A 12,168-nucleotide genomic window follows, 5' to 3' on the forward strand; every position below is an offset into this window, starting at 1 on the left:
GTTTTTCTGTATTTTATTCGCAGACTGACGAAATTATCTAAATAAAAATTAATACCAACACATTATTTAAAATAAACAAGTTTATTTAAATAAGGGCTGAATTTGGATGATTTTTCTTGCGGAAAGTAATGTAACGCATGACAGCAGGATTTACAACACAAAATGAATGCATTTTAAACATATATGTGACAATGCTGATGCCAATCATGCAGCAACTGCATTCTGACCCTGGCGTTGAGCATCAACTCCCGCGTGGCTGGCAGCATAGGGCGTGGACATTGTGGGCTGATGACAGCCTGCATGCTTGTTGCCAGCAGACGAAGGTCAGCAAGGCGATGGCTGACCATAACAGGCATTAGCTGACGCTTTTTGTCAGCTACGTGCCGTACCTGCATACGGCATGAACTTGTCAGTTGTCAGCGAAACTACAGCTTGTGCTGGCATAGACCATCGGGATGTTCTTTACTGAAGGTAAACAATAGGCACAAACAATCAGAACAGGTGGAGCATGCCATGCAATTTCTCGACAATATCAGTCTGACACGCAAGTTTCTGGTCAACTTCCTGCTCAGTGGTGGCGTATTGATTGCCGCCATTGTGTTTTGCATCTTGCAAATCCGGGCGGTAGGCAATGAAACGCATGAAATCGCACAGGACTGGCTACCTTCGGTGCAGTCTGTCGGAGAAATCAGCCAGTTGCGCCTGCGCTACCGGGTACGCAGCCTGGAATACATGCTGCCCAACAGCCCGGAAGAGCGCGCCAAGATGGAAAAATCCATGTCCGAGCTGGATCAGCAACTGCAAGCAGCCTTCAAGCACTACGAAACAATGATCAGTTCAGACACGGAAAAGGCTGCCTATCAACAGGCGGTGTCTGCCGCTGCTGCGTATCGTGAGGTGGTGAATCAGGCTGTCCAGTTGATGAAGGACGGCCATGAAGACCAGGCTCAAGCCCTGCGCAAGGGCGAGTGGGTGAAAAAGGCCAACACGCTGCGCGACCTGACCGACTCCCTGATCAAGCTGAATGCGGATGGCGCGGCCGTGGCTGCGACGCGAGCGGATGCGGATGTCAAATCCGGCATAGCCGGTGGCATATTGGCACTGATTGTCGGCGTCATCCTGTCACTGGCCTTGTCGCTGCTGGTTGCACGGCGCATTGCCGGCAGGCTGGACAATACGGTAGCCGCTGCACGGCGCATTGCCGATGGCGATTTGCGTGGCAGCCTGCCGCCCGCCAGTAGTGATGAGGTTGGCAAGCTGATTGTGGCAATGGGCAATATGCAAACCGCGCTGCGCGACGCGATGCAGGACTCGCGCCGCAACGCCGAGGTATTGCTGGAGTCATCTCGCCAGCTCAACCGCTCGGTACAGCAAATGGAACAATCGGCCAGCCTGCAAAGCGAAGCTGCCTCCACCATTGCCGCCAATACCGAACAACTGACCGTTTCCATCAACCACGTGGCCAATGGCACGACTGAAGCCGCCAGCCTGAGCAGCGCGTCCGACCAGCAGGCAGCCAACGGCCTGAATGCATTGCGCGCCCTTGGCAGCCAGATCAACGATATTTCAGTGGTGGTTGGCAATGCCGCCGAACGGATTGCCCTGCTCCAGACCGAATCCGCCAAGATTTCATCCATTGTCGCCGTCATCAAGGACATTGCCGACCAGACCAATCTGCTGGCACTGAATGCCGCAATCGAAGCCGCCCGTGCCGGCGAGCAAGGGCGCGGCTTTGCCGTGGTGGCCGATGAAGTACGCAAGCTGTCCGAGCGCACTGCGCAATCCAGCAATGAAATCATCGTGATGGTGAATGCCATCCAGCAATCCACTCGCGATGTGGTGCATGGCGTGGATCAAGGGGTGGAGCTGATTGGCACCAGTGTCAGCAATGCCCATGCGGCAGGCGATACGGTATCCACATTGCGTGACAGTGCGCGGCAGGTGGCCGGCATTGTCAACGAACTGAATACCGCGCTGCACGAACAGGCCGCTGCCGCTACCGAGGTGGCGCAAAAAGTGGAAACCATTGTCCAGCATGCAGAAGAAGCCAGCGCGACTGCTCACAGCACGGCGCAGTCGGCCGATGCGGTTGAAAAAATCGCCACCGACATGGAAAAGCTGGTGGCGCGCTTCCAGGTATGAACGCACACAAAAAAGGCCACGCTTCTTGGCGTGGCCTTTTGATATGCAAACTGGAGTTTACTGCTCCTTGAACATGGCCTTGATACCACGCAGGGCCTGCCGGATGCGCGCTTCGTTTTCGATCAGTGCAAAGCGGACATATTCGTCACCCTGGTCACCAAAACCGATACCGGGCGATACACATACCTTGGCCTTTTCCAGCATCAGGCGGGCGAATTCCAGTGAACCCAGTTCGCGCCACTGCTCCGGAATGCGCGCCCAGATATACATGGAAGCCTTGGGGCATTCCACTTCCCAGCCAATCTCGTTCAATCCCTTTACCAGCACGTCGCGGCGCTGCTGGTATTTGGCGGCGATGTCGCGTACGCATTGCTGATCTCCTTCCAGCGCGGCAATGGCGGCCACTTGCAGCGGGGTGAAGGTGCCGTAGTCGTGGTAGCTCTTCATCCGTGCCAGCGCGGCCACCAGGTCCGGGTTGCCCACCATGAAGCCGATGCGCCAGCCCGCCATGTTGTAGCTCTTGCTGAGGGTGAAGAACTCGACGGCGATGTCCTTGGCGCCCGGCACCTGCATGATGGACGGCGCTTTCCAGCCATCAAACACGATGTCGGCATAGGCCAGGTCATGTACCACGAAGATGTCGTGCTTCTTGGCCAGGGCAATCACTTTTTCGAAGAAATCCAGCTCCACGCACTGCGCAGTGGGATTCGACGGAAAGCCCAGCACCATCATCTTGGGCTTGGGGTAGCTGCCACGGATGGCCTTTTCCAGCTCGGCAAAAAAGTCGATGCCCGGCACCAGCGGTACCGAACGGATTTGCGCCCCGGCAATCACCGCGCCGTAGATATGAATCGGGTAGCTGGGGTCCGGCACCAGCACGGTATCGCCGCCATCCAGCGTGGCCAGCATGAGGTGGGCCAGGCCTTCCTTGGAGCCGATGGTGACAATCGCCTCGCTATTGGGGTCGATGTCCACCTCGTAGCGGTCCTTGTACCAGCGCGAAATGGCGCGGCGAAGGCGCGGTATGCCCTTGGAGGCGGAATAGCCATGGGTATCCGGGCGTTGCGACACTTCGTTGAGCTTGGCCACGATATGCGGCGGGGTGGCACCGTCAGGGTTGCCCATGCTCAGGTCGATGATGTCCTCGCCGCGCTGTCTGGCAGCCAGTTTCAGTTCGGCGGTGATATTGAATACGTAGGGAGGGAGACGATCGATGCGCGCAAAGCGGCGCTTGCCTGCAGAGGAAGCCATGTGAACCTTTCACGTAAGCGCCCGGAACCGTCCGAGCGACGTTGCCCATGAGGGGCAGAGACGATCCTATCCCCGCCTGCTGCGATGCACAAGGATTTTTTGCCGTCGGCATTATTCTTGACAAGCCAGCGCTGGCAGCGCTGAAATGCGTTCTTGTGTCTCCGCCCCATGAAGCCTTGCTCCCCATGACAGACAAGAACGGCCTGGATCGCATCGATCTGAAAATCCTCGACATCCTGCAACGCGATGGCCGCATGCCCTTCCAGCGCCTGTCCGAGCAGGTAAACCTGACTCCACGCCCTTGTCTGGAGCGGGTGCGCCGTCTGGAGAAGGCCGGCATCATCAAGGGCTACAGCGCCATTGTCGACCTGCCGCGCAGTGCACCGCCACTGGTGATTCTGGCGCAGGTGACCCTGGCCGACCATCTGGTTTCCCAGCAAGCCTTCATTGCCGAAATCCAGCGCACCCCGCAAGTGCAGGATGGCTGGATGGTGAGCGGAACGGTGGATTTTTTACTGCGCATTGCCTGTCAGCACATTGATGAATACCGCCAGCTGGCCGATGCCTGGCTGGCCAGCACGGCGTTTCGCATCGAGAAAATCCTCACGACCACCGAGCTGCAAACCATCAAGCGCGATGGCCGCAGCCCGGATTAGCGTCACTGTCAGAAGCGCAAGGACAGGCAGGTAAGCCCGCCGTCCATCTTGCGGATTTCACTGGTATCGGTCTGGATGATGGGCAGGTCCAGCTGCTGTAGCTGACGCAAGGTATGCGGATACCCGCTGGGTGTGATCAGGGTGTTGTTGATCCACATGGTGTTGCCGGCGTATTCCTCGGCCGGGTCCAGCACGATATGGCGAAAATCGCGGAAGGCCGGTTCGTCCGCCGCGCTTGCTGACAGCAGCACGGTATTGCGCCCCACATAATTCACCACCGATTTCAAATGCAGGCCAGAGGCCACCGGTACTGCCTGCACGCTGTAGCCGAATTTTTCCACCTCGCGGGCAAAGCGGCTGATGCCAGCTTCATTGGTGCGGCTGGACAGGCCGATGAAGAAACGCTTGTCCACCATCAGCACATCGCCGCCATCCATGTGCTCGCCCTCACCCAGCCACACCGCATGGCGAAAACGCGATACCAGCGGAGCAATGCTGTGCACCTCGCCCCGCCGCGACGCCGCGCCCGGATGGGTGATGATGGCCAGCTCCGGCATCATCACCGCCACGTCTTCCACGAAGTGGGCATCGGGAAAATCCGGCAAGGCTGGCAGCGTGGTTACGGTCAGGCCAAGTTGCAGCAGGATGTCGATGTATTCACGAAACTGCTGCCGGGTGAGCGCGGCATCCGGCACACCAAGGCTGGCCGTGGTCAGCCCGGCGGCAACGGTGTCGGCAGGCAGGCGGGTGATGGCATGGGTAAAGTACATGGCGATTGCTCCGGTAATGGGCTGATACGACAGGTGTTGCCTGTCTTGCTGCCCACCATTCTAGGGAGGTCTTCCTGCCAGAACGGTTGATATGCGGCCATGCCGCAGCCAATCTGCGCTGTGCTACCGCCCTTACGCAACCTGGTCGGTCCAGGCCAGAATCTGCCGGGCGCAACCCTCATCGGTCACCAGCCCGGACAGCCACTGACCGCGCAGCACCGCCAGAATGGCGGCAGCCTTGCTTTCCCCGCCGGCAAAGGCAATCACCGGGCGTTGCGGGGCATGCTGCAATGGCAGGCTGGTAACGCGCTGCTGGATGTCGGCAGCGGCCAGCTGGCCCTGCTTGTCGATGGGGCGGCCAATGATTTCAGCCACGGCATTCTGTGCCATCAGGGCCTGCACCTCTGCCTCGGTCAGAAAGCCGTCCTCCTGCAAGGCGCAGTGTTCGCCAATGGTGCCAATGCCGATGAATGCCACATCAGCCTGCGCCGCCAGCCCCTCCACCACATGGTAAAGCCGGTGGTTGCACCACAAGGCACGGTCAGTTGTGCTATCGGCATACAGGGGGGCGGGCAGCAGGAAATACTTGCTTTGGGTTTTTTGCGAGGCAGGCAAGGCCACGTCGTAGCGGTTGGATGAACCATCATGCGCAATGGTGCCAATCAGCGACACCAGACGGTGTTGCGGGCAATCCAGCGGCGGCAGTTCGTCGATGATGGCCTTGAGGGTACGGCCCGAACCCAGCGCCACCACCATCGGTTTGTCCTGGGTGAGATAGCGCTGGAAGATTTGCGCACCGGCCACGGCCAGCTTTTGTTGCAACTCGGCGGGCGAGTCCATGTCCTTGGGCACCACTTCACACAGCGTCAGGCCGAATCTGGCCTGCAAGGCCGCGGCCAGTTCCAGACAATCCGCCACCGGGTGCTGTACCGACACCTTGACCAGACCGCCCTCCACTGCCGATGCCAGCAGTCGTTGCGCTACCTGGCGCGACACATTCAGCTGCTCGGCCACTTCGTTCTGGTTCTTGCCCGCCACGTAATACAACCAGGCTGCGCGCGCCGCCTGATCCAGCTTGTCCTGTTGTTTGGCCATCTCCCCTCCTGCCGGTTTTCCTGTCGGGCCCAGCCCTTGTTGTCTGGCGTTGTACCACCGCTCCTGCCCCCGGCGTCAAGCACTGTGTGAATGTGCAGCTTCTGTCCTGCCGTGCCGTACTGGATACAACAGCGTGCGACATATCGCCCATTGCTGGCGCAAGGCAAGCCTGATCAGCCTGCCAGCCCTTATGTGCGGCGCAGCAAAATTTCACGGAAAATCATGGTGCTATGCAACATCAGCCCGTCATCACAAAAAGCGCTTGACAGTAAATTTCAAATTAATGAATATTTGCCCACAACAAGGGCATTTGCTCTAAAAGCAAAACATCAAGCCTGCAACGGAGACAACACAGTGAAACTCGCCAACAAAACGGCCATCCTCACCGGGGCCGCCAGCGGCATCGGCATTGCCGTCGCCCGCCGCTATCTGCAAGAAGGTGCCAGCTGCCTGCTGGTGGACCTGAAACTCAACGACGAACTACAGGCATTGCAACATACACATCCACAGCATGTGGCCTTGCTACAAGCCGACGTCACCCGGCGCGAGGACATCGCCGCCATTGTCAGCACCGCCGTACAGCACTTTGGCGGCATCGACATCCTGTACAACAACGCCGCCATCTTCGACATGCACCCGCTGCTGGACGAATCCTGGGACAGCTTCGACCGGCTGTTCGCGGTAAACGTCAAGGGCATGTTCTTCCTGCTGCAGGCCGTGGCACGCCGGATGGTGGAGCAAGGTCGTGGCGGCAAGATCATCAACCTGTCCTCCCAGGCCGGTCGCCGTGGCGAGGCGCTGGTGGCCCATTACTGCGCCACCAAGGCCGCCGTGATCAGCTATACCCAGTCTGCCGCCCTGGCACTGGCGCCGCATGGCATCAATGTGAACGGCATTGCCCCGGGCGTGGTGGATACCCCAATGTGGAAGGATGTCGACGCGCTGTTTGCCCGCTATGAAGGCCGCCAGCCCGGCGAGAAAAAACGCCTGGTCGGCGAAGCCGTGCCGCTGGGCCGCATGGGCCTGCCGGAAGACCTGACCGGTGCTGCGCTGTTCCTGGCTTCGGCCGACTCTGACTACATCACCGCCCAGACGCTGAACGTGGACGGTGGCAACTGGATGAGCTGAGCCTTTGCGCCCGGTCATGCTGAATTTCCGTCCGCTTGCGGACTTTCCCCCGCTGTAGTGCAACCTTGCTGTACTGAAAAAATAAAGAGGAGACAGACATCATGCATCAGCAATACCAACGCCCGTCCCGTTTGCGCCAGATTGTCCTTGCCGGCAGCCTGGCCCTGGCTTCCCTGTCCGCCGGTGCAGCCACCACGCTCACCATTGCCGCGCTCAACAACCCGGACATGATCGAGCTGAAAAAACTGGCACCGGCGTTCGAGCAGCAAAACCCGGATATCAAGCTCAACTGGGTGGTGCTGGAAGAAAACGTGCTGCGCCAGCGCGTCACCACCGACATTGCCACCAATAGCGGCAAGTTCGACGTGATGATGATTGGCACTTACGAAGCGCCGATCTGGGCCAAGAAGGGCTGGCTCTACCCGATGGACAAGCTGTCCGCCGACTACGACCTGAACGACGTGGTGAAAACTGCGCGTGACGGCCTGTCCTACGGTGGCAAGCTGTATGCACTGCCGTTCTACGTGGAAAGCTCGATGACTTTCTACCGCAAGGACCTGTTCAGCAAGCTGGGCCTCACCATGCCGGAAAAGCCGACTTACACCCAGATTGCCGACTACGCCAAGGCGCTGAAGGAAAAAGGTGGCGTGTATGGCATCTGTCTGCGCGGCAAGGCCGGCTGGGGCGAGAACATGGCCTTCCTGTCCACCCTGATCAACACCAATGGCGGGCGCTGGTTTGATGAAAAATGGCATCCCACCATCGACAGCCCGGAATGGAAAAAGTCGGTCGGCTTCTATGTGGATCTGCTGCAAAAGTACGGCCCGCCCGGTGCCAGCACCAACGGCTTCAATGAAAACCTGACCCTGTTTGCCAGCGGCAAGTGCGGCATGTGGATTGATGCCACCGTGGCAGCCGGCATGCTGTTCAACCCCAAGGAATCGCAAGTGGCCGACAAGGTGGGCTTTGCCATGGCACCCACCGGTGTCACGCCCAAGGGCAGCAGCTGGTTGTGGTCGTGGTCGCTGGCCATTCCCAAGTCCTCCAAGCAGGAAGCCGCCGCCAAGCAGTTTGTGCAATGGGCCACCTCCAAGGACTACATCAAGCTGGTGGCCAAGGACCTGGGCTGGACTTCGGTTCCGCCGGGCACCCGCATTTCCACCTACAAGCAGCCGGAATACCAGAAGGCCGCGCCGTTTGCCAGCTTTGTGCTGAATGCCATCCAGTCGGCCAATCCCACCGATGCCACTTTGAAGAAAGTGCCGTATAGCGGCATCCAGTTTGTCGGCATTCCGGAATTCCAGTCCTTCGGCACCGTGGTGGGTCAGTCCATCTCCGGCGCGCTGGCTGGCAACACCACCGTGGATGCAGCACTGAAGGCCGGTCAGGCCGCTGCCAACCGCGCCGTGGTGCAAGGTGGTTACCAGAAGTAAGCGCAGTCATGGCCAGGCCGGGCGCAGCCCTGTCGCCTGTGTCTGGCCAACCCTGCCTGTGATTCCCGTTTTGCTGGAGCAGTATTGATGAACTCCCCCACCCGCGAGGCAGTGCCCGCAGTTGAAAGCGGCCAGCCCCATGTCGCTGACGCTGCCGGCAACGCACGCAAATCCGTCTGGGCACAGCGTTGGCTGCTGTCCCCTGCTGTCCTCAGCCTGTTGCTGTGGTCGGTGGTGCCGCTGTTGATGACCATCTATTTTTCGGTCACCCGTTACAACCTGCTCAGCCCGGACGAGTCCGGTTTTGTCGGGCTGGATAATTACCGCTTCCTGTGGAGCGACCCGTCCTTCCTGCCGTCCATCTTCAATACCCTGCTGCTGACCGGCGCGGTACTGCTGATTTCGGTGGTGGGCGGTGTTTTGCTGGCGGTGTTGTTCGACCAGGAGTTCTTTGGTCGTGGCATTGCGCGCCTGCTGGTGATTGCACCCTTCTTTGTCATGCCCACCGTCAGTGCGCTGATCTGGAAGAACATGCTGCTGCACCCGGTATACGGCCTCCTGGCCGCGGCCATGCATGCACTGGGCCTGCAGCCCATCGACTGGCTGGGCCAGTACCCGATGTTTTCCATCATCATGATTGTCAGCTGGCAATGGCTGCCGTTTGCCTTCCTGATTCTGCTGACCGCCATCCAGTCGCTGGACCCGGAGCAAAAGGAAGCTGCGCAGATTGACGGTGCCGGCCCGTTTTCCATGTTCTTTTACATCGTGCTGCCGCACCTCAAGCGTGCCATCGGCGTGGTGGTGATGATTGAAACCATCTTCCTGCTGTCGATTTTTGCCGAAATCTACACCACCACGGCGGGCGGTCCGGGTACGGCCACCACCACCCTGTCCTTCCTTATTTACTCTATGGGCCTGCAACAGTTTGACGTGGGCATGGCGTCCACCGGCGGCATCCTGGCCGTGGTACTGGCCAATATCGTGTCGGTATTCCTGGTGCGCATGCTGGCCAGCAACCTCAAAGGGGAGAACGAGCAATGAGCGTCGCCCACAGCCGCCTGCGTTATGGCATCACCACGGCCGTGGCCTGGAGCCTGGCCATCCTGGTGTTCTTCCCCATCTTCTGGATGATGATCACCGCCTTCAAGACTGAGGAGCAGGCCTACCAGCTGAGCGTGATTTTCCAGCCCACGCTGCAAAGCTTCCGCGAGGTGTTTGCCCGCAGCGACTACCTGTCCTTTGCCGGCAACTCCATCGCCATCTCGCTGGGCGTTACCGTGCTCAGCCTGCTATTGGCCATTCCGGCGGCCTACAGCATGGCCTTCTTCCCCGGCCCGCGTACCCAGAAAATCCTGCTGTGGATGATGTCCACCAAGATGATGCCCTCGGTCGGCGTGCTGCTGCCGGTCTACCTGCTGTGGAAGAACAGCGGGCTCTTGGACACCGTCAGCGGGCTGATCATCATCTATACGCTGATCAACCTGCCCATCGCGGTGTGGATGGCCTTTACCTACTTCTGCGAAGTACCGAAGGAAATCCTGGAAGCCGCGCGCATTGACGGTGCCAATACCTGGCAGGAAATCATCCACCTGCTGTTGCCGATGTCCTTGCCGGGCCTGGCCTCCACCGGCCTGCTGCTGTTGATCCTGTCCTGGAACGAGGCCTTCTGGAGTATCAACCTGTCCAGCTCGCATGCCGCGCCGCTGACGGTGTTCATCGCCTCCTACTCCAGCCCGGAAGGCTTGTTCTGGGCCAAGCTGTCCGCCGCCTCCCTGCTGGCTGTCGCGCCCATCATGGTGCTGGGCTGGCTGGCACAAAAGCAGCTGGTACGCGGCCTTACCTTTGGAGCGGTCAAGTGAGCCAGACCTTCACCCATCTGATCAGCGACTGCGACGGCGTACTGCTGGACACCGAAGCCATCGCCTTTGAAGTGTTGCAGCGCGAACTGGCCGCCAGCCTGCCCGGCATCGATGTGGCTGCCGCCATCCTGCCACGGCTTGGCCTGACGCTGGATGCACTGCTGGCCGACATCGCCCGTCACCACCCCCTGTCCTTGTCGGCGTCAGACATCGAACAACTGCGTGACACGGTGGAAGGCGAAGTGGCCGAGCGCCTGCAATTGATACCCGGCGTGGCTGCTGCCATGGCTGCCGTACCGCTGCCGCGGGCGGTGGTCAGCAACAGTGCTGGCCACCGGGTACGTGCCGCACTGGACAAGACCGGTCTGGCCCCGCTGTTTGAGGGGCGGGTGTTCTGCGCTGACGAAGTGGGCGCGGCCAAGCCGGACCCGGCGCTGTATCTGGCCGCCAGCCAGGCTTTTGGCGTAGCACCGCAGCACTGCCTGGTGGTGGAAGACAGCGTGACCGGCGTACGCGCTGCGGTGGCCGCCGGCATGACGGTGCTGGGCTTTACCGGTGCCGGGCATGTGGCCGACGGCCAGTCCGACAAGCTGCTGGCCTGCGGGGCCTGCACCACCTTTGATGACATGCAGCGCCTGCCCGAGCTGGTGGCCCTGCTGTGCCAACACAATAAGCAATGACAAAAGCGGCGACTCAAGCCGCCGGAGGAGACAAGACATGGCAAGCGTCAACCTGCGTAATGTAAGCAAGCGCTATGGCGACAACCCGGAAGTGATGCGCGACATCAATCTGGACATTCAGGATGGAGAATTCGTGGTGTTTGTCGGCCCCAGCGGCTGCGGCAAATCCACCCTGCTGCGCATGATTGCCGGTCTGGAAGACATCAGCGGCGGTGATTTGCTGATTGGCGAGGACCGCATGAATACCGTGCCGCCCGCCAAGCGCGGCATCGCCATGGTGTTCCAGTCCTATGCGCTCTACCCGCATATGTCGCTATACGACAATATGGCCTTCGGCCTGAAGCTGGCGGGCAAATCCAAAAGCGAGATAGACGCCGCCGTGCGCAAGGCTGCCAGCATCCTGCATATCGACCACCTGTTGGACCGCAAGCCCAAGGCGCTGTCCGGCGGCCAGCGCCAGCGTGTGGCCATTGGCCGCGCCATCACCCGCGAGCCCAAGGTTTTCCTGTTTGACGAGCCGCTGTCCAATCTGGACGCCGCGCTGCGGGTGAAAATGCGGCTGGAGTTCTCCCGTCTGCATCAGGACCTGAAAACCACCATGATCTACGTCACCCACGACCAGGTGGAAGCCATGACGCTGGCCGACAAGATCGTGGTGCTGTCTGCCGGGCGCATCGAACAGGTGGGCAGCCCGAAAACCCTGTACCACCACCCGGCCAACCGTTTTGTCGCGGGCTTTATCGGTTCGCCCAAGATGAATTTCATCGACGGCACCGTCAGCGCCATCGATGCCGAAACCGTCACCGTGCAGATCAACAACGGCGGCCTGCAGCAGGTGTGTGTGGCGGCGCGCGGCATCAAACCGGGCGATGCGGTCAGCATTGGCGTACGGCCGGAATACCTGCAACTGGACAGCGACCAGCCGGTGATCAAGGCCACGGTCAGCACCGTGGAAGGGCTGGGAGACTTCTCTTATATCTACGCCGCCTCCGCCAGCGCCGAAGAGCCGTTGATCAGCCGTATCCCGGACGCGCTGGAAGTAGCTAACGGCAGTGCAGTGGGTTTCTCCATCAAGCCGCACCACTGCCATCTGTTCGACAGCCAGGGTGAAGCCATGCCACGCACCACCCCGCCCACCCAGCACTGATACCAAG

The 12,168-nt window shown here is 59.9% G+C and carries 11 protein-coding genes; 8 read left to right on the forward strand and 3 right to left on the reverse strand.

The features are described 5' to 3' along the window. Positions 1-513: 513 nt before the first annotated feature. Positions 514-2,142 carry a methyl-accepting chemotaxis protein gene (locus DKK66_RS17310; protein WP_131360072.1) on the forward strand — a complete coding sequence of 543 codons (1,629 nt, stop codon included), beginning with the start codon at positions 514-516 and terminating at the stop codon, positions 2,140-2,142. A gap of 57 nt (positions 2,143-2,199) precedes the next feature. On the opposite strand, the gene alaC is transcribed toward DKK66_RS17310, so the two are convergent. Continuing rightward, the gene (alaC, locus tag DKK66_RS17315) at positions 2,200-3,393 is read right to left on the reverse strand and encodes an alanine transaminase (RefSeq protein WP_062786898.1); all 1,194 of its coding nucleotides are present in this window, start codon (positions 3,391-3,393) and stop codon (positions 2,200-2,202) included. Between the two features lie 185 nt (positions 3,394-3,578). Here alaC and DKK66_RS17320 point away from each other — a divergent pair, with 185 nt between their 5' ends. Further along, a complete protein-coding gene (locus tag DKK66_RS17320; RefSeq protein WP_131360074.1) occupies positions 3,579-4,049 on the forward strand; it encodes an Lrp/AsnC family transcriptional regulator in 471 nt (156 codons plus the stop codon). Between the two features lie 8 nt (positions 4,050-4,057). Here DKK66_RS17320 and DKK66_RS17325 read toward each other — a convergent pair whose 3' ends face one another. Continuing rightward, entirely contained in the window at positions 4,058-4,819 is a 762-nt protein-coding gene (locus tag DKK66_RS17325; RefSeq protein WP_131360076.1) for a dimethylarginine dimethylaminohydrolase family protein, read from the reverse strand. 132 nt (positions 4,820-4,951) lie between these two features. Continuing rightward, complete coding sequence (locus DKK66_RS17330; RefSeq protein ID WP_131360078.1) at positions 4,952-5,914, reverse strand: sugar-binding transcriptional regulator; 963 nt, start codon at positions 5,912-5,914, stop codon at positions 4,952-4,954. A gap of 354 nt (positions 5,915-6,268) precedes the next feature. On the opposite strand from DKK66_RS17330, the gene DKK66_RS17335 reads away from it, so the two are divergent. The 6 genes from DKK66_RS17335 (at position 6,269) to DKK66_RS17360 (ending at position 12,161) form a co-directional block, all read left to right on the forward strand. Next, positions 6,269-7,042, forward strand: coding sequence for an L-iditol 2-dehydrogenase (locus DKK66_RS17335; protein WP_131360080.1), 774 nt, complete (start codon positions 6,269-6,271; stop codon positions 7,040-7,042). Positions 7,043-7,143: 101 nt separating this feature from the next. Next, complete coding sequence (locus tag DKK66_RS17340; RefSeq protein ID WP_131360082.1) at positions 7,144-8,475, forward strand: sugar ABC transporter substrate-binding protein; 1,332 nt, start codon at positions 7,144-7,146, stop codon at positions 8,473-8,475. Positions 8,476-8,562: 87 nt separating this feature from the next. After that, the gene (locus tag DKK66_RS17345; RefSeq protein ID WP_131360084.1) at positions 8,563-9,516 is read left to right on the forward strand and encodes a carbohydrate ABC transporter permease; all 954 of its coding nucleotides are present in this window, start codon (positions 8,563-8,565) and stop codon (positions 9,514-9,516) included. After that, a complete protein-coding gene (locus DKK66_RS17350; protein WP_045844785.1) occupies positions 9,513-10,334 on the forward strand; it encodes a carbohydrate ABC transporter permease in 822 nt (273 codons plus the stop codon). The genes DKK66_RS17345 and DKK66_RS17350 overlap by 4 nt, the downstream gene beginning before the upstream one ends. After that, a complete protein-coding gene (locus tag DKK66_RS17355) occupies positions 10,331-11,014 on the forward strand; it encodes an HAD family phosphatase (RefSeq protein WP_131360086.1) in 684 nt (227 codons plus the stop codon). Before DKK66_RS17350 ends, DKK66_RS17355 begins: the two co-directional genes overlap by 4 nt. Positions 11,015-11,051: 37 nt before the next feature. Continuing rightward, positions 11,052-12,161 (forward strand): ABC transporter ATP-binding protein, encoded by a 1,110-nt coding sequence (locus tag DKK66_RS17360; RefSeq protein ID WP_131360088.1) that lies wholly within the window; start codon positions 11,052-11,054, stop codon positions 12,159-12,161. The last annotated feature ends 7 nt before the right edge of the window (positions 12,162-12,168 follow it).

Origin of the sequence: Aquitalea sp. USM4 (assembly GCF_004328945.1) — a bacterium.
Classification (GTDB): Bacteria; Pseudomonadota; Gammaproteobacteria; order Burkholderiales; family Chromobacteriaceae; genus Aquitalea; species Aquitalea pelogenes.

Bases quoted from the DNA above. Each gene is read 5' to 3' on its own strand.
- DKK66_RS17310 (WP_131360072.1), top strand. From the start codon at position 514: ATGCAATTTCTCGACAATATCAGTCTGACACGCAAGTTTCTGGTCAAC.
- alaC (WP_062786898.1), bottom strand. From the start codon at position 3,393: ATGGCTTCCTCTGCAGGCAAGCGCCGCTTTGCGCGCATCGATCGTCTC.
- DKK66_RS17320 (WP_131360074.1), top strand. From the start codon at position 3,579: ATGACAGACAAGAACGGCCTGGATCGCATCGATCTGAAAATCCTCGAC.
- DKK66_RS17325 (WP_131360076.1), bottom strand. From the start codon at position 4,819: ATGTACTTTACCCATGCCATCACCCGCCTGCCTGCCGACACCGTTGCC.
- DKK66_RS17330 (WP_131360078.1), bottom strand. From the start codon at position 5,914: ATGGCCAAACAACAGGACAAGCTGGATCAGGCGGCGCGCGCAGCCTGG.
- DKK66_RS17340 (WP_131360082.1), top strand. From the start codon at position 7,144: ATGCATCAGCAATACCAACGCCCGTCCCGTTTGCGCCAGATTGTCCTT.
- DKK66_RS17345 (WP_131360084.1), top strand. From the start codon at position 8,563: ATGAACTCCCCCACCCGCGAGGCAGTGCCCGCAGTTGAAAGCGGCCAG.
- DKK66_RS17350 (WP_045844785.1), top strand. From the start codon at position 9,513: ATGAGCGTCGCCCACAGCCGCCTGCGTTATGGCATCACCACGGCCGTG.
- DKK66_RS17360 (WP_131360088.1), top strand. From the start codon at position 11,052: ATGGCAAGCGTCAACCTGCGTAATGTAAGCAAGCGCTATGGCGACAAC.